Source organism: Streptomyces sp. NPDC002669, from assembly GCF_042889165.1.
Taxonomy (GTDB): Bacteria; Actinomycetota; Actinomycetes; order Streptomycetales; family Streptomycetaceae; genus Streptomyces.
In genome coordinates, this window is sequence record NZ_JBIAQQ010000057.1 from 1 (window position 1) to 16,123 (window position 16,123).

The window sequence follows — 16,123 nt, forward strand, 5'->3', positions numbered from 1 at the left end:
ATGACCGCGCCTGCACCCGGCCCCGTAGCCGCGACCACTCCCCAACCCGTACCCTCCTCGGCTACCGCCTCAGCCCCGGCGCGCACTCCGATGGATGTGCTCGCCGAGGGAGCCGTCATCCCCGCTCATCCACTCGCCCTCGGCGCCGACCGCAAGCTCGACGAACGCCGGCAACGCGCACTGACCCGCTACTACCTGGCCTCCGGCGCGGGCGGCCTCGCCGTCGCCGTGCACACCACCCAGTTCGAGATCCGCGAACCGGGCATCGGCCTGCTGACACCGGTCCTCGAACTCGCCGCCGAGACCGTGCGGAACGAGGCCGGCCGCCCCGTCGTCACCGTCGCCGGGGCCTGCGGCCACACCGCGCAGGCCGTCTCCGAAGCCGAGCTCGCGGCCTCCCTCGGCTACGACGCCGTGCTGCTGAGCCCCGCCGTGCCCGGCGCCGACGAGAAGGGCCTGCTGGACCGGGCCCGCGCCGTCGGCGAGGTACTGCCGGTGATCGGCTTCTACCCCCAGGAGGCCGTCGGCGGACGCTATCTCTCGCCGTCGTTCTGGAGCTCATTCGCAGACCTGCCGAACACCGCGGCCATCAAGATCGCGCCCTTCGACCGCTACCGCACCGCCGACGTCGTCCGCGCCGTGGCCGCCGCCGACCGGGCCGACGAGGTGGCGCTGTACACCGGCAACGACGACGACATCATCGGCGACCTGCTCACCCCGTACGAGACGGCGCACGGTACCCGGCGCTGGTTCGCCGGCGGGCTGCTCGGCCAGTGGGCCGTGTGGACCGGCTCCGCCGTCACCCTCCTCGATCAGGTCCGGCAAGCACGTGCCGGTGACCACGACGCCATGGTCGGCTGCCTCGCCCGCCGCCCGGAGCTCACTGACGCCAACAGCGCGGTGTTCGACGTGCGCGGCGGATTCCGCGGCTGCATCGCCGGTGTCCACGAGGTGCTGCGCCGCCAGGGCCTGCTGGAGGGCATCTGGTGTCTCGATCCGAAGGAGGCCCTGTCTCCCGGTCAGGCCGAGGAGATCACCCGGGTCGCCGCGGCCCACTCCTGGCTCACCGACGACGACTTCGTCGCGGAGCACGTCGATGACTGGCTCTCCTGACCCGGGGGCGGCCCGTCTGCCGCGGGTCGTCGTCGCCGTACCCTCGCACCTTCGTGAGCAGTTCTTCACCCCCGCGGTGTGGCAGAGCCTCTGCACCGCGGGGCAGCCGACCGTCCTCGACGAGCACACCGACCGGGACGCACTCGGTGCGGCGCTGCCCGGCGCCCGTGCCCTGATCACCGCTTGGGGAATGCCTCGCCTCAGCGAGGAACTCCTCGACGTCGCCGACCGACTGGCGATCGTCGCCCACACCGGATCGGCGGTCGCCCCGTATGTCACCGAGGAAGTCTTCCGGCGGGGCATCCTCGTCACCCAGGCCGGTGACGCGATGGCACGCCCGGTCGCCGAGGTGGCTTTGGCGTTCACTCTCACTCTGCTGCACCGCATCCACCGCTTCGACCACGCGCTGCATGGCGGAGCCGACTGGAGCGAGGCCGGCCAGGCCCCGCCGCGGCACGAGATCCAGGGCTGTGCGATCGGCGTCATCGGAGCGTCCCGCACCGGCCGCGCGTACATCGAGCTGGCGAAGGCGATGGGGGCGCGGGTGGGCGTGAGCGACCCGTACCTCTCCGAGGCGGACGCGCGGGAACTCGGCGTGGAGCGCGTACCGCTCGACGTGCTGCTGTCGCGCAGCCGGATCGTCGCCGTGCACGCCCCTGCCACCGCCGAGACCCGGCGCATGCTGGGTGCGCGGGAACTGGCGCTGATGCCCGATGGCGCCGGTCTGGTCAACACCGCCCGTTCCTGGCTCGTCGACGAGGACGCGCTTCTGGCGCAGGTGTCGGCGGGCCGACTGGATGCGGCGATCGACGTCTTCGACACCGAACCACTGCCGGTCCGCCACCCGTTCCGGAAACTGTCGAACGTGCTGCTCACCCCGCACCAGGCGGCGGGCACCGCCGAGTGCCGGCAGCGGCTCGGCGCAAGTGCCGTGGAGGAGGTGCTGCGGTTCCTGCACGGCGATCCACCATTGCACTTCGTGGGGCCGGACGCACTGGCTCGCGTCCTTTGACCACTCGATCGCAACCACACAGGGCCCCAGAGGCCGACCAGTTGTTCCCCCACCCCCGAAGGCATCCCTGTTGCCTTCGGGGGGCGAGGAATTCCTGGAGGCCGTATTGATCCGAAATGCTTTGAGTTCAGGCTCGTTGATGGTGTGTGAGTGATCTGGTGGGGGATGCGCGGGCCTGGTCGCCGGACGCGCAGGAGGCCGTGCGGTTGCTGGCGGTGTCCGCGCTGGTGGAGGGCCGGGACCGGGTAGAGGTCGCCGCCCTGTTCAAGGTGTCGGTCAAGGCCGTGGACAACTGGTGGGCGAAGTGGCAGACCGGCGGCCGGGACGCACTGCTGTCGCGCCCGTGAGGCCGTCGCGTGGGCGAACATCAGGTCCTGTCCGAGGCCGAGCAGGCCGCCGTCCGGCAGGCAGTCCTCGACCACATCCCCTGTGACCTGGGGCTTTCGGGTCAGCTGTGGACACGCGGGCAGATAGGCGAGCTGATCTTCAAGCTGTACCGGGTCCGGTTCACCGAGCCCGGCGTGGGCAAGTACCTCAAGCGCTGGGGGCTGACCTTCCAGTGTCCGGACAAGCGGGCGGTCGAGCAGGATCCGGAAGCGGTCCGCGTCTGGCACGAGGAGACCTGGCTGGCGATCCGGGCCAAGGCGAAGGCGGAGAACGCCGAGGTTCTCTTCGGCGACCAGGCCGGGGTCCTATCGGGCCAGGTCACCGGCCGCACCTGGGGGGGCAAGGGTGCCACTCCCATCGTGTGCCGCACTGGGAACCGGTTCTCCGTGAACGCGATGTCCGCGATCAGCACGAAGGGCCGGATGCATTTCATGGTCTTCGCCGAGTCGTTCGACGCGAAGGTCATGTGCCGCTTCCTGGACCGGCTCGTCGGGCATTTCGACCGCAAGGTCCACCTGGTGGTCGCCCGGCACTCGGCCCACCGCTCGAAGGCCGTCCGGGCCTGGCCCGCCGACCACAAGGACGAGATCGAGCTGCACTTCCTGCCGTCGTACTCACCCGAGCTGAACCCCGACGAGCTGGTCAACGCCGACCTCAAACGCAGCCTGCCGCACACCCACCGGGCCAGGAGCCAGACCGAACTCGCCGCCGAAACCCGCCGGTTCTTCCACCGCCGACAACGCCAGCCCCACATCGTGCGCGGATACTTCGGCAGCCAGCACATCCGCTACATCCTCGACGAGTGAACCCCATGAGTTTCTGATCAATAGGCGATGTGGCACCAGGGCTGGTCATCCATGGGCTACCGCAGTCCCCTTCCCGCTCATCCGGCATTGGATCTCTAGTGCTCTGACCGCATAGGTTCGCCGGGTTGACGATCGTGGCGGTTGGATGTGCGATGACGTCCGATCCGACCGCTGGAGGCGCGGTGGCCGAGCCGGTCCGTGTGCGCAGACTGACCGACCAGGAGGGGCAGAAGCTGCAGCAGATCGTGCGTCGCGGCAGCACCAGTTCGGTTCGCTACCGGCGCGCGATGATGCTGCTGGCCTCGGCCGGCGGGAATCGTGTGCCGGTGATCGCCCAGTTGATGCAGGCCGACGAGGACACCGTCCGCGACGTGATCCACCGTTTCAACGAGGTCGGCCTGGCCTGCCTGGACCCTCAGTGGGCGGGAGGCCGTCCCCGCCTGCTCAGTCGTGACGACGAGAACTTCGTCGTCCAGACGGCCACCACCCGCCCGGCCAAGCTCGGCCAGCCCTTCACCCGCTGGTCCATCCGCAAACTTGCCGCCTACCTGCGGAAAGTGCACGGCCGTGTCATCCGAATCGGCCGCGAGGCGTTACGGTGCCTTCTTGTCCGACGTGGGATTACCTTCCAGCGGACCAAGACGTGGAAGGAGTCCCCGGACCCGGAGCGCGACGCCAAGCTCGACCGTATCGAGCACGTCCTGGAGCGCTTCCCCGACCGCGTGTTCGCGTTCGACGAGTTCGGCCCGCTCGGCATCCGCCCCACCGCCGGCTCCTCCTGGGCGCCTGCCGGTCACCCCGAGCGGCACCCCGCGACCTACCACCGAACCCACGGCGTGCGGTACTTCCACGGCTGCTACTCCATCGGCGATGACACTTTGTAGGGCATCAACCGGCGCAAGAAGGGCGCCGTCAACACGCTGGCCGCGCTGAAGTCGATCCGTGCCGCCCGGCCTGACGGCGCCTCGATCTACGTGGTCCTGGACAATCTGTCCGCCCACAAAGGTGACGACATCCGCCGCTGGGCGAAGAAGCACAAGGTCGAACTGTGCTTCACCCCGACCTACGCTTCCTGGGCGAACCCGATAGAAGCCCACTTTGGACCGCTGCGGCAGTTCACCATCGCCAACTCCCACCACCCCAACCACACAGTGCAGACCCGGACCCTGCACGTCTACCTCCGGTGGCGCAACACCAACGCCCGCCACCGCGATGTTTTGGCCGCCGAACGCAAGGAACGCGCCCGCATCCGCAGCGAGAAAGGCATCCGTTGGGGCGGACGCCCTCTCGAAGCTGCAGCCTGACCAAACCAGTGATTCTCTGGTCAGAGCGTCAAGGACGCGTGCAACGCATCAAACATGCCGCGAAGTTCGGTGGTGTCGATCGGATCGATTTCCATCTGCAGGTGACACACATCGTCGTCGCCGTTGGGTGTCAGGCGCACGAAGAAGGCGAAACCGTCCCCGACAAGTTCGGCAGTCAACGTCAGTGGGTTGTTGCGGCCGGGAGTCACCGCCGCTGAGAAACGGCGTCCCGACGGGGCACAAAGCTGAGAGAGCATCCGCGCGGCGAAGTCCGCTGTTTCCTCGGCGGTGAGGTAGGCGGTGAAGTCGGCCTTCAGCCACGAGCCTCAATCGGCGGTCACCCGCCAGTTGTCCCCACCGGTATGCACCAGCTCCAGCCACGCATCATCACTGCCGAGGCGTATCTGTGGTCTCTCCATCATCACGCCCTCCGACACCCAAGTCCCCGACCATGATCTTATAGGCGCCTCCCCTCGTCGCGGGAGGTCTCACACTCCAGCCGCCTCGCAGGCCAACCCGGCGAACCTATGAGGTCACAGCACTAGCTCGGCCGGTCCGACGCACTACGGCCCCGTCGGCCAGACGGTCAGGTCGAAGGTGACGAATTCCTTGCCATCGCGTTCCTGTGGGGCCTCACGGATGATCGCGAGCCCTATGAAGGAGTCGGTGTAGACGCACACCTGCGCCCCCTTGATGAGCCGCGACTTGTTGATCGAGTCCGCGAACCGCGTATCCGCCTTGCACGTCTCCAGCGAACCCTGCTGACTGCGGTCGAGCGCCACGAACTTGCCACCCGAGGATTCGAAGCCGAGGTTCATGCCGCTGTCGTAACCCAGGTCGCCCCCGTAGCCCTCACGGAGCTCGATCGGGTCGTCGGAGAGGACAACGTGGTAGCCGGTGGGCATCCGGATGCCCACCTTGGAGATCGGCTTCGCATCCGCCGACGGCGGTGTCGATCCCTGTCCCCCGGATTCGGCCGGTGTACCTCCCGCCGGGGGCGGCGCGGTGACGGTGACAGTCACCGCCGGTTGGGCGACCGGGGCATTCACCCTGGCGGTCGGCGAGTTCACCACTGCGGGAAGCCCGAAGAAGCCGAGGAGGAGGCCCACAACGCCGGTGAGGGCAGAGACCAGGGTGGCGACCTCGGCCAGGCGCCGACCTCGTCCCGGCTCCGGCGGCACCAGCGGCACCGCTGGTACCGGCGACGGGTCGGGAGCCGGTCTCGGCGTCGGCTCCGGCGGGGTACTAGGCGGGCTTGGCTCCGTGCTCACGTAACGACTCCTTCTGGCCCTGACGGCATGACGCAGATCAAGGTCATCAACTTAGCGTGCCTTGCAGGACATTGACGCAAAATGAAAGAGTCGCCGCCGTGGCCCTGTGGCGGGTCCGGGGCCGGGGTTCTGCACAGGATCGTCGACCGCCCGCCCGTTTGTCGACGGCCCGGCCCCGGACCGTGCCGCCGCTCGGTCTGCTGTGCCACGGTGCCAGTCGCAGACGGGGCCGGGGCCCGTCCGTCGACCGCCCGCCCCTCCGGGCCGGTGCCTCACCGCTCCGCGTCGTCGACCACCTACTCCGCGGCCCACCCCGGGATTCCGGACGTCCCGCCGCGCGACGGCCGCCGGCGCCCCCAACCCGCCGGCGTACCCGTCCCGCTGCCGGGCCGTTCGCGCGATGGTCGTCGACCTGACGGTGCGCCCGCGGCCCCGCCCCGCTGCGCCGTGCCGGGCCGCCGGGCCGCTGACGCGAGGGGAGCCCGCGCCCCGGGTTCCCCTCGTGCCGATAGCCCGGCCGCCGCCGTACCGTGGTCGACGACCTCGCGCCCCGGCCGCGGCCACCCCGCCGTGCTCTGCCACGCCGCGGTCTCGTCTCGTACCGTGCCGCGGTCGTGTGGTGTTTCCGTCTCGCGCGGTCCTATATCTCGTAGTTGTGCTGTGGTCGACGACCTCGCGCCCCGGGTTCCCCTCGCGCCGCCGTCCCGCTGCTGTGCCGGGCTGCCGGGGCGCCGCGCCCCGCGTTCCGTGCTGTACCGCGGTCGGTGGCCGGTTGGGCCCGGCCCCGCGCCCCGGGTTCCTGCCGCGTCGACGGCCCGGCCACGGCCGCGCCGCCGCGGCCCTACGGGCCGCCGCTTCACCGCTTCGCGCTGTCGACCACCTACTCCGCGGCCCCGCCCCGCGGCCCCGGTCCCGGCGCCGCCGCCTCACCGCGCCGGGCTGTGTCGTAGCTGCCGGGCTTGAGGTGAAAACACAGGCGCGGACCGCGATCGGGGTCGGTGGCGTGATAGCCGAGGGCCGCGGCCATCGACGCCCGTTTCCAGTTCAGCCGGTGCCGCAGGAGCGGGGTCCGGCCCCGGGGTGCATAGGCGCGGCGGATCTGAGAGGGCGTTTAGCGTGAGTGGATTGCCGCTTATGCCCTAGTAGGTTCCTCGCCAGGTTAGTGTGGTCTCGTCTGTTATGCGCTTGGCGAGGTTGTCGATCGACGCAACGTGGATCATGGCTTCGGAGCTGGTGGTGAGGGTCTCGTAGTCGCGGGCGAGGAGTTCGGCGACGTTCGCGCGGCCGGTCCGAGGGTGTCGCGCCAGGCGGGACTCGGTGTGGTGAGGCGGCGGGTCATGTTCGCGGTGGAGGCCCAGTGGACGCGTGAGGCGGAGGTGTCGGGCCGGTGGTCGTACTCACGTGCCAGACGACGGTGCAGCATCAGCGTGCCGTGCGTCTGCTCGACCACCCACCGCTTGGGCTGCGGGACGAACCCTTTGCCCTGGTCGGCAGGGTTTCGGCGGACGACCTCGACGTCGATGCCCGGCAGGGCGCCGTGGATGACCTCGTCCTTGAAGCCCTGGTCCACCAGGGCCTTCTCCAGACGCATCCCGCACCGCTCGGCGGCCTGGTCGAGCAGGGCGGTGCCGGCGGCGTTGTCGTGGGCGGAGGCGGCCGGCACGACAACACCGATGATCAGCCCCAGAACGTCCACGGCCAGTCCCCGCTTGCGCCCCGACACCTTCTTGTTCGCGTCCAGCCCCGTCGTGGTCTTGGGGACACCGGCGGCCGCGCGGACGGACTGGGTGTCGATGATCACCAGGGACGGGTCCTCTAACCGGCGGGCCTTCTCCCGACCTGGCAGCGCAGGAGTTCCTGGATCCGCTGGTCCAGCCCGTCCTCGCGCCACGGGCCGAAGTAGTAGAACACCGCCGACCAGGCCGGTAGATCGTGCGGCAGCAGGCGCCACTGGCAGCCCGTCCGGTTCCGACAGAAGATCGCGTTCACGACTTCCCGCAGGTCGCAGGACCCGGGATCTCCGGTCGCCGACCCCGCCACCCGGTCCTGCTTCCAGGTCGTGATCATCGGCTCGATCAACGCCCACTGCTCGTCCGACAAGTCGCTGAGGTACGGCTCTCTCTTCACGCCCCACATCTCAACATGGACATGACCATGAGGCGGTCCGGACCGCGATAAGTACCACGACCGAGCGATCACGAACCGAGGAAGGTCGGACTTAACGCCCACTCAAGAAGCGCAGCGAGGGTTGCAAGCATGTCCAGGCCGTCATCGCCTTGGCTCGGCGCCGGGTCGGCGTGCTGTGGGCTCTCCTGCTCGACGACAGGCTGTTCACCCCCGTCGCGCAGGAGTCTTGACTTCGTCATTGAGACTCCTGGCGGACTGATGATCTTGGTCGTGAAACCCGTCTACCAGGAGCTTTCTTCATACCCACCGCCGGGGCTGCCGATTCGACCACCCGTCAGGTTGGAAACGACTGACCCTACGCAGACTTCCGGCGGTCACCTCCTGCACGGGGGCGACCGCCTTTGCCGCACTCAGGCTTCACGCCGGCACCCGCGATGGAAGCAGCCGTGACGGGCTCGCTGGTCACCTCACCGCCCGGGTCTTCGTCCAGTGGCCAGCTTCGAGAAGACTCACTCCCGCCGAGCGAAATCCATGGCTCCGCATGTGCGGATTGCCAGGAGCACCGCGCGCGGGGAAGCGCCGGCGTGTGACGGGGCCCGAGAAGCGTGACGGAGTCAGGGAAGAGGGTGGCAGGTGATGTGGCCGCGTCAATGGAGTGACGGGATGGGACTCTTCAAGCGGAACAAGGCGACGTCCGGCCTGCTGCTCGTGTCCGACAGGGGCATCCAGCAGGTGAAGACCGCGTCGTACGGGATGGATCTCGTGCAGGAGGTCGCTCGTCTTCTCGGTTCGGAGCACATACGCTCCACCAAGCTCGGCGAGGAGCTCACCCTCTGGTACGCCGAGGACGGCCCGGGTCGTGCGCGTTCCGGCCCGCCCAACCCCGTGGCCAGCCGGCTCGCGGCCGAGCACGGCGCGGCGCCCGTCACCGGTCCCGCGGTCGTCGCCGGTCCGCTGCTGTACGGCAGCCCGTACCCGCTGGGCGCCGAGGAGATCACGCAGGTCTCGGGGCACCTGCACGGATAGCCGCGGCTCAGCCGGCCATGGTCGCCACGATGCGGGGCAGGAGAACGGCGTTGGCGCTGCCGAGGGACACCCTCACCGCCTGCTGCCTGCCCCGCTCATGGATCCACACCAGGCCGTCCGCGACCTTGACGTCCGTGAGCGAACCCCAATCGGCCTCCATGACCCCGCGCAGCGTGAGCCCGCCGCGGTGCACGCGCATCTCGCCGATGGTGAACGACCCGCCGCGCCGGATCAGGTCGAGACGCTGCGCGAGCAGCCGGGGCTCGAGGACGCGCTGTGCGAACTCGACCAGGGCCAGCCACGCTTCGGGGGCCTCGGCCCGCTTTCCGCCCTTGCTCCAGGTCAGATTCTCCAGGCTCTTCGGTGAGTTCCCGTATCTGCCCACGCCGAACGTGTACGTATTGGTGTACATGGATGGGAACAGGAAGCCCTGGTGTTTGGTCCGCGAGACGGGATACCGGACCCACTCGATCTCCTCCCAGGTCAGCGAGTCACCGCCGTACGTGATCCGCTGCTGGTCGGCGACCACGTGTGTCGTCCAGCCGACCAGACTGTCCACGAAGGGGCGCTCGGGGGCCTCCTGGCGCGGAAGTGCGGATCGCGGAGGCGCCATGTGCGGGGATGCCGTGCGACGGTCGTTCGCCCCGGCATAGGCCCGCAGCCACGCCGGTACCCCGGCCCGCGGGTAGGCGGCGAGGTCGTTGCGGTAGTGCCTGGGGGCGAGCAACTGCCCGTCGGGGAGCCGCTCGTCACCGTAGTCGTACTGGGTGGAGACCTGGGCCTGGCCGCCGGGCCCCTTGGTGACGGCGACCATCAGACGCAGCCACGGTCCGGCCGGCATGGCGGCCGCGAGGTGGCGCTGGCGGCGTACGAGGAGGGCTATTTGCTCCGGCACCCGTGCCTCTATGGGCCGTTCGTGCTGCCAGAAGCACAGATCGGCCGTCTCGGCGGAGACGGCGCAGGAGAATGCCGCCACCATGCGTTCCCACCGCTGTGGTCCGCACAGCACCAGCTGGCGGGCGATCTCGTCGGTCAGCGCGGTCACGCGGGCCGCCGTCATGTCCTCGGCCGGGGTGCCGACGACGGTGAAGTCGGTGATCGCGCCCGGCTGCCCGGACCGGGCATCGAGGCGCTCGAACTCCGCCTTGAGGTCGTTCATGAACGCCTCCTCGGCGGGCGTACGCCGTACGAAGGCCTCCTCCGCGGTGAACAGGGCGTCGGCCTGTCCGGGCGGGATCGCGGAGGTGACCTCCTTGATGCGCCCCGTGTCGCCGACCATGAACACCGAACGGCCGACGGGCATGTCGAGGAAGGCCATGGGATCGCTGTCGTCGACGTCGACGGGCGCGTAAACGCTCCAGCCCGCGGCGAACCGATCCGCGACCAGGCCCTGGGGCGGATAGTCCAGGCCTCCGGTGGCGATGTGCTCCTGGACCAGGGCGATGGCGCGCCGTTCGTCGATGCGTCCGACGGCACCCGGCTGCGGGGCCCTGCCCAGCGGATGGTTCGGGTCCGCCCCGTCCGGGCCCGGGTAGTGGTGGGTGAGCTCGAACCACAGGCGCATCTCGTCGGTGGTCACCGCGTCGGTTCCGGGGCTCACAGCGTCCCACGTGCCTCCGGGGTCGCGGGCGTAGAGCCCGACGGACTCCCCCTGGGAGACGGTCACGTAGTCGCAGGCATGGAGATCTCCGTACGCGGCGACCACGGTGAGCGATGGCGCGGCGGGGCGCTCCTCGCGGGCGATCTCCCTGCCGTCCATGCGCGTCGCGGCCAGTACATGGCGGGGCATCAGCACCACTCCCTTGCAGACACGGGGCACGACCGTAGCCCAAGGCGACCATCATGGTGAAGAAGGGGCCCGTTTCGGGGCCGCCGCCTCAAGCGGAAGCGCCGCCACGACACCGCTCACGCCAAGATCCGCTGCCTCGGCGAGCAGGTCATGGCCACCCTCAGGGGGTGGCGCCTCCTGCGAAGCTCCGCCGCAGCACCAACCGCATCACCGACGTCGTCAAGGCTGTCCCCGTCCCTCACCACGTATCAGCGTGAGGTTGGAAAACGCGGTGTGCCACGAACAAGAGGAGGGGCTCAATGTAGGAGAGCCGCTGCGATTGATGCTGTGCAAGAGATGAAGGATTTGGCCCTTCGGAGCCGCCCTGCGGGGGGAGGCTCCAAACCGCCACATGCTGCGGGAGTGGCGACGCGACCGTGGTGAGCGATGTGGAAAAGGCGCTCTTTGAAGTGTCAGGTAGGGATCAGGGAGACGAGCGCGAGCGAATCACTGACGACGTGTCGTTATCCAACTCAAGTGGCATCAAAACCGGGGCGATGGCTTTTGCTTCGGGATGAGTCTGGCGGGTTCCCGTTTACTGGCCAGGCGGTGTCCGGCATGGAGGTGACGTGAGCCTGATCTGCTGCTCTTGTACGGAACGTGGGAAGTCATGCCCCGACACTGCATCCCGGTGCGGGTGCGAGAGGGAGTACTCCAAGCGGCGAACACCGTGAGGAGCTGAGTACCGTCGCGGGGCATGTCGGCGGACCGGCCCGTAGTAGTGCTGAAGCCCCTGTAATGGGGGTGGAGCGAAGGAGCCGGGTCACTCGTGACTGTTGGAGTTTGACCAACCGGACGCTCTCCGGGAGGAGTCGATGAACCAGTTGAAGTCACCGGATAAGTCGTTTGAGATCTCGAAGTGGGAAGTCTTTGAGGCGTTCCAGGAGGTAAAGAGGAATCAGGGAGCGCCAGGGGTGGACGGGAAGCCCATCGCTGACTTCGAATCAGATCTGCGGGGCAACCTCTACAAGATCTGGAATCGGATGTCATCGGGGACGTACTTTCCCCCTCCGGTGCGCGCGGTGGAGATCCCGAAGCAGCATGGTGGCGGCACAAGAATGCTCGGCATTCCCACGGTCGCCGACCGTGTTGCGCAAACGGTGGTGGCCAGGCATCTCGGAGTTCGGGTGGAGCCTGCGTTTCACGAGGATTCTTATGGCTACCGGCCAAGACGGTCGGCTCTGGATGCGGTGGAGCGCTGCCGGACACGGTGTTGGAGGAAGGACTGGGTGATCGATCTCGACGTTCAGAAGTTCTTCGACAGCGTCCGGTGGGACCTCATCGTCAAGGCCGTGGAGGCTCACACCGATGCCGTCTGGGTGATTTTGTATGTCAAGCGGTGGCTTCAAGCGCCGCTTCAACTGCCCGACGGCTCCTTGCGGCAGCGGGACCGGGGGACCCCGCAGGGCTCCGCGGTCTCGCCCGTGCTGGCGAACCTGTTCATGCACTACGCGTTCGACCTGTGGCTGGCCCGCAACTTCCGGGATGCCCAGTTCGAACGGTATGCCGATGATGCGCTCGTGCACTGCGTCAGCGAGCGCCGGGCTCGACAGGTCTTGACAGCGCTCGGGAACAGGATGGAAGAGGTCGGGCTGCGGTTGCACCCCGACAAGACCAAGATCGTGCACTGCAAGGACGGGAACCGGCGCGGTGCTTACGAGCACACGTCGTTCACGTTCCTCGGGTTCACGTTCCAAGCCCGCAGAGCGCGGAACAGGAAGGGGAAGAACTTCACCAACTTCCTTCCCGCGATCAGCAAGGAGGCCCTGAAGAAGATCAGCGGGGAGGTCCGCTCCTGGCGGCTTCACCTGCGGATCGGCCTCACCTTCGCCGAACTGGCACGCAGGATCAACCCGATCGTGCGCGGCTGGATGAAGTTCCCCCGTTATGTTCTTCGCGGCTCCGCAATGGGGTCGCTGGCCTCCGGGCCCGGCATGACTGTGTCCCCCTGTCGATGGCATGACCTGGGGGGTGGTGTCACCGGGCCCGGGGGTGTTCGTCAGAGACGCTGATCAGAGGTCCGGCCACCGCCTGGTCCGGCGCAATGCCGGGCAGTTAGCGGGCGGCAGGTCTGCATAACGTGGATGCGCGAGCACGACACCCGAGCCGAGGCCGGCACCGTCAACACCCCTGGGGAGGGGCACGATGATCGATACCGATGACGTGGGCGTGTTCCTGGGCCTAGACGTGGGCAAGAGCGCCCACCACAGTCACGGGCTCACCCCGGCCGGGAAGAAGGTCTTCGACAAGCAACTGCCCAACAGTGAGCCGAAGCTGCGGGCCGTGTTCGACAAGCTGGCCGAGAAGTTCGGCACCGTCCTGGTGATCGTGGACCAGCCCGCCTCGATCGGCGCTCTCCCGCTGACCGTCGCGAGGGACGCCGGATGCAAGGTTGCCTACCTGCCCGGACTCGCGATGCGCCGGATCGCCGACCTCTATCCGGGCGAGGCGAAGACCGACGCGAAGGATGCCGCGGTGATCGCGGACGCGGCCCGCACGATGCCGCGCGCCCTGCGCTCGCTGGAACTGACCGACGAGATCACCGCCGAGCTCACCGTTCTGGTCGGTTTCGACCAATACCTCGCTGCCGAGGCCACCCGCACCTCCAACCGGATACGCGGCCTGCTCACCCAGTTCCACCCGTCGCTGGAGCGTGTTCTGGGCCCGCGCCTGGACCATCAGGCCGTCACCTGGCTCCTGGAGCGCTACGGCTCCCCGGCCGCCCTGCGCAAGGCCGGCCGCCGCAGACTCGTGGCGCTGATCCGCCCGAAGGCCCCACGCATGGCCACCCGGCTGATCGATGACGTCTTCGACGCCCTCGACGAACAGACCGTCGTCGTCCCCGGGACCGGAACCCTCGACATCGTGATCCCTTCCCTGGCCGCCTCGCTCGCCGCCGTCCACACCCAGCGCCGGGCGATGGAAACCCAGATCAACAGCCTGCTGGAGGCCCACCCTCTTTCCCCGGTCCTGACCTCGATGCCCGGCGTCGGCGTCAGGACCGCCGCAGTCCTGCTGGTCACCGTCGGCGACGGCACCAGCTTCCCCACCGCCGCCCACCTCGCCTCCTACGCCGGACTCGCCCCCACCACGAAGCAGTCCGGCACCTCGATCCACGGCGAACACGCGCCCCGAGGCGGAAACCGACAGCTCAAACGCGCAATGTTCCTGTCCGCCTTCGCCTGCATGAACGCAGACCCCGCCTCCCGCACCTACTACGACCGCCAGCGAGCCCGAGGCAAAACCCACACCCAGGCCCTCCTCCGCCTTGCTCGCCAACGCATCAACGTCCTGTTCGCCATGCTCCGCGACGGCACCTTCTACGAATCCCCCACGCCGAAGAACGTCGAACTCGCCGCATAACCCCAGCACCCCTGAACCACCCCAAACCAGACAGGGATGCCTTGACGAAGGACATAGAGGCACCCCCCCCGCGAGCTGGACAGCGGGTGTTTACGCTGCCGGGGTGAGGTTCTGCCTGAGCAAGGATCTCGTTTCGAGCGGGGTGACATACCCGTAGTCAGGGTGTCGACGGAGCCGACTGCGGTTGTACTCGACCTCGACGTAGCGGAAAACGTCGGCCCGGGCAGCCTCTCGGGTCTCCCACATGCTCGTCCCGATCTCCGCTTTCAGGATGGCGAACCAGCTTTCCGCAGCGGCATTATCGTAACAAGAGCCGACACATCCCATCGACTGCCTCATGCGCAACTTGAGTATTTCGGCGCGGAATTCGTCACTTGTGTACTCGCTGCCGCGATCCGTATGCATGATGCAACCGTGCTCCAAGCCGCCACGCCCGGCCGCCATCCGCAGGGCGGCGACCGACAGCTCGGCGCGATGGTGGTCGGCCATCGCCCAGCCGACCACCTCCCGCGTCGCGAGATCGATACAGGTCGCCAGATACAACTTCCCTTCCAGCGTACTGAGTTCGGTCATGTCGCCGACGAGCCGCATTCCGGGCCGGGGAGCGGTGAAATCCCTGCCGATCAGGTCGAGCGCGAACACTGCCCGCTTCGCCTGCCGGGTCAGGCCCCGACGCCGGCGGCGGGTGATCCCGGCGATCCGGTGCTTGCGCATCAGCCGCCCGACCTTCTTGAAGTTCACCGCCCGCCCGGCCCGCCGCAGGGCAGCGTGGATCCGCGGGGCTCGTAGGCACCACGAGATCCGGCGTGAAGCACCCGGATCTCGCCCACCAGCACCTTCTCGGCTCGCTCCCGCACCGTCCGGGCCGGCCGTGACGCCCGGTGCGCGTAGTAGGTGGAACGGGGCACTCCCAGCACACGGCACAGAAATGCAACGCTGTGACCTGCGAGATTACCCTCCGATGCCTTCTCCGCATCGATGAAACGACACCGTGCCGCGGTGTCTACCTCATCTTGTCCTGAGCGAAGAAGGCGGTCGCTTTTCCCAGCACCTCGATCGTGGCCTCCTGTTCGCGGACCTTCCGCCGCAGCCGGACCAGCTCCTCACGTTCCGCAGTGGTCAAAGCCCCGGCGGGCCCCTCACCGCGGTCGGCCTTCGCCTGCTTCACCCACCCGCGCAGCCCTTCCGGGCTCACGCCCAGATCCCTCGCGACCTCGGTGACCGTCTTCTCCGAGGACAACGCCAAGGCGACCGCGTCCCGCTTGAACTCGGCCGTGTACCGCTTACTCATGTTGCTCTTCGTGCTCACTATCTGTGACTGCTTCCTCCGGGACCATCCGTCCCAGTATCAAGCTGTCCAACCAGCAGGGGAACCTCAGGATGCAGTACTACGGAGCTTTCTACCGCTCCGAACTGCTGCCCCTCCTGCGGCGTATCAGCGCCTACCTGATGCGCTGGATCCGCAAGAAGTACAAGCGATTTCGGTCGTTCAAGGCAGCCCACAGGTGCTGGCAGCGCATCACCAGCCGGCATCCCAGGCTCTTCGTCCACTGGGCATGGACACCGTGTTTCTGGTGATCAGAGTGGCAAGAGCGGAGTGACGGGAGACTGTCACGCTCCGTTCTGTGGGAGCCCGGGGGTGAGACTCCCTCGGGCCACCCGACCACTGTTCCGCTCGGAACACGGGAGCCTTTGGCGGCAAAGCCGGTTGAGACGGCGTCCCCGATGGGGAAGGGTCTGTGGCCATGGAGTACTTCTGCTACCACCGAGACCGGCCGGGCTCCCTCGCGTTGCGCGAGGAACTGCTGGAGAGGCACTGGTCCTACATGGACCGGTACGCCAAGGAACTGATCGCCCGGGGCCCGACCTTCGCCGACGACGGTGAG

General features: G+C 68.2%; 14 protein-coding genes and 4 pseudogenes. 11 read left to right on the forward strand and 7 right to left on the reverse strand.

Going from position 1 to position 16,123, the window contains the following annotated elements; genetic code table 11:
- Positions 1-90 precede the first annotated feature (90 nt).
- The 5 genes and pseudogenes from ACFYW1_RS38495 to ACFYW1_RS38515 all read left to right on the forward strand — a co-directional run bounded on the left by ACFYW1_RS38495 (position 91) and on the right by ACFYW1_RS38515 (position 4,622).
- Positions 91-1,113: a dihydrodipicolinate synthase family protein gene (locus ACFYW1_RS38495; protein WP_389004411.1), complete on the forward strand. Its 1,023-nt coding sequence runs from the start codon at positions 91-93 to the stop codon at positions 1,111-1,113.
- Positions 1,097-2,125 carry a hydroxyacid dehydrogenase gene (locus ACFYW1_RS38500; protein ID WP_389004413.1) on the forward strand — a complete coding sequence of 343 codons (1,029 nt, stop codon included), beginning with the start codon at positions 1,097-1,099 and terminating at the stop codon, positions 2,123-2,125. Before ACFYW1_RS38495 ends, ACFYW1_RS38500 begins: the two co-directional genes overlap by 17 nt.
- Positions 2,126-2,271: 146 nt before the next feature.
- Complete coding sequence (locus ACFYW1_RS38505; protein WP_389004415.1) at positions 2,272-2,472, forward strand: helix-turn-helix domain-containing protein; 201 nt, start codon at positions 2,272-2,274, stop codon at positions 2,470-2,472.
- A 9-nt stretch (positions 2,473-2,481) separates the two neighbouring features.
- Positions 2,482-3,318, forward strand: coding sequence for an IS630 family transposase (locus ACFYW1_RS38510; protein ID WP_389004417.1), 837 nt, complete (start codon positions 2,482-2,484; stop codon positions 3,316-3,318).
- 182 nt (positions 3,319-3,500) lie between these two features.
- Positions 3,501-4,622: pseudogene (locus ACFYW1_RS38515) on the forward strand (IS630 family transposase).
- A 20-nt stretch (positions 4,623-4,642) separates the two neighbouring features.
- Here the strand turns inward: ACFYW1_RS38515 and ACFYW1_RS38520 are convergent.
- The 4 genes and pseudogenes from ACFYW1_RS38520 to ACFYW1_RS38535 form a co-directional block, all read right to left on the reverse strand.
- A complete protein-coding gene (locus ACFYW1_RS38520) occupies positions 4,643-4,879 on the reverse strand; it encodes a hypothetical protein (protein ID WP_389004419.1) in 237 nt (78 codons plus the stop codon).
- 306 nt (positions 4,880-5,185) lie between these two features.
- The gene (locus ACFYW1_RS38525) at positions 5,186-5,893 is read right to left on the reverse strand and encodes a hypothetical protein (RefSeq protein ID WP_389004421.1); all 708 of its coding nucleotides are present in this window, start codon (positions 5,891-5,893) and stop codon (positions 5,186-5,188) included.
- Positions 5,894-7,032: 1,139 nt separating this feature from the next.
- Positions 7,033-7,155, reverse strand: a pseudogene (locus ACFYW1_RS38530) (IS5/IS1182 family transposase); the annotation flags it as partial.
- Positions 7,110-8,020, reverse strand: a pseudogene (locus ACFYW1_RS38535) (IS5 family transposase). The pseudogenes ACFYW1_RS38535 and ACFYW1_RS38530, both read right to left, overlap by 46 nt.
- Before the next feature lie 101 nt (positions 8,021-8,121).
- Here ACFYW1_RS38535 and ACFYW1_RS38540 point away from each other — a divergent pair.
- A pseudogene (locus ACFYW1_RS38540) lies at positions 8,122-8,250 on the forward strand (IS110 family transposase); the annotation flags it as partial.
- Positions 8,251-8,683: 433 nt separating this feature from the next.
- Complete coding sequence (locus ACFYW1_RS38545) at positions 8,684-9,046, forward strand: hypothetical protein (protein ID WP_389004423.1); 363 nt, start codon at positions 8,684-8,686, stop codon at positions 9,044-9,046.
- Between the two features lie 7 nt (positions 9,047-9,053).
- On the opposite strand, the gene ACFYW1_RS38550 is transcribed toward ACFYW1_RS38545, so the two are convergent.
- Positions 9,054-10,835, reverse strand: coding sequence for a hypothetical protein (locus ACFYW1_RS38550; RefSeq protein ID WP_389004425.1), 1,782 nt, complete (start codon positions 10,833-10,835; stop codon positions 9,054-9,056).
- Positions 10,836-11,689: 854 nt separating this feature from the next.
- Between ACFYW1_RS38550 and ltrA the strand changes: the two genes are divergently transcribed.
- Complete coding sequence (gene ltrA / locus ACFYW1_RS38555) at positions 11,690-12,886, forward strand: group II intron reverse transcriptase/maturase (protein ID WP_389004427.1); 1,197 nt, start codon at positions 11,690-11,692, stop codon at positions 12,884-12,886.
- Positions 12,887-13,019: 133 nt separating this feature from the next.
- Positions 13,020-14,237 carry an IS110 family transposase gene (locus tag ACFYW1_RS38560; RefSeq protein WP_389004429.1) on the forward strand — a complete coding sequence of 406 codons (1,218 nt, stop codon included), beginning with the start codon at positions 13,020-13,022 and terminating at the stop codon, positions 14,235-14,237.
- A 90-nt stretch (positions 14,238-14,327) separates the two neighbouring features.
- Here ACFYW1_RS38560 and ACFYW1_RS38565 read toward each other — a convergent pair whose 3' ends face one another.
- Together ACFYW1_RS38565 and ACFYW1_RS38570 are read right to left on the reverse strand one after the other, a co-directional pair.
- A complete protein-coding gene (locus tag ACFYW1_RS38565; protein WP_389004431.1) occupies positions 14,328-15,161 on the reverse strand; it encodes an IS3 family transposase in 834 nt (277 codons plus the stop codon).
- Between the two features lie 79 nt (positions 15,162-15,240).
- On the reverse strand, positions 15,241-15,528 hold the full coding sequence (locus ACFYW1_RS38570) for a transposase (RefSeq protein WP_269246258.1): 288 nt from the start codon (positions 15,526-15,528) through the stop codon (positions 15,241-15,243).
- An 89-nt stretch (positions 15,529-15,617) separates the two neighbouring features.
- Here ACFYW1_RS38570 and ACFYW1_RS38575 point away from each other — a divergent pair, with 89 nt between their 5' ends.
- Positions 15,618-15,815 carry a group II intron maturase-specific domain-containing protein gene (locus ACFYW1_RS38575; RefSeq protein WP_389004434.1) on the forward strand — a complete coding sequence of 66 codons (198 nt, stop codon included), beginning with the start codon at positions 15,618-15,620 and terminating at the stop codon, positions 15,813-15,815.
- Between the two features lie 167 nt (positions 15,816-15,982).
- A partial coding sequence (locus ACFYW1_RS38580) for a YciI family protein (protein ID WP_389004436.1) occupies positions 15,983-16,123 on the forward strand: 141 nt, incomplete at its 3' end.

Excerpts from the sequence above, each read along its gene's own strand:
- ACFYW1_RS38495 (WP_389004411.1), top strand. The coding sequence starts at position 91 with ATGGATGTGCTCGCCGAGGGAGCCGTCATCCCCGCTCATCCACTCGCC.
- ACFYW1_RS38500 (WP_389004413.1), top strand. The coding sequence starts at position 1,097 with ATGACTGGCTCTCCTGACCCGGGGGCGGCCCGTCTGCCGCGGGTCGTC.
- ACFYW1_RS38520 (WP_389004419.1), bottom strand. The coding sequence starts at position 4,879 with ATGCTCTCTCAGCTTTGTGCCCCGTCGGGACGCCGTTTCTCAGCGGCG.
- ACFYW1_RS38545 (WP_389004423.1), top strand. The coding sequence starts at position 8,684 with ATGGGACTCTTCAAGCGGAACAAGGCGACGTCCGGCCTGCTGCTCGTG.
- ACFYW1_RS38550 (WP_389004425.1), bottom strand. The coding sequence starts at position 10,835 with ATGCCCCGCCATGTACTGGCCGCGACGCGCATGGACGGCAGGGAGATC.
- ltrA (WP_389004427.1), top strand. The coding sequence starts at position 11,690 with ATGAACCAGTTGAAGTCACCGGATAAGTCGTTTGAGATCTCGAAGTGG.
- ACFYW1_RS38560 (WP_389004429.1), top strand. The coding sequence starts at position 13,020 with ATGATCGATACCGATGACGTGGGCGTGTTCCTGGGCCTAGACGTGGGC.
- ACFYW1_RS38570 (WP_269246258.1), bottom strand. The coding sequence starts at position 15,528 with ATGAGTAAGCGGTACACGGCCGAGTTCAAGCGGGACGCGGTCGCCTTG.
- ACFYW1_RS38575 (WP_389004434.1), top strand. The coding sequence starts at position 15,618 with ATGCAGTACTACGGAGCTTTCTACCGCTCCGAACTGCTGCCCCTCCTG.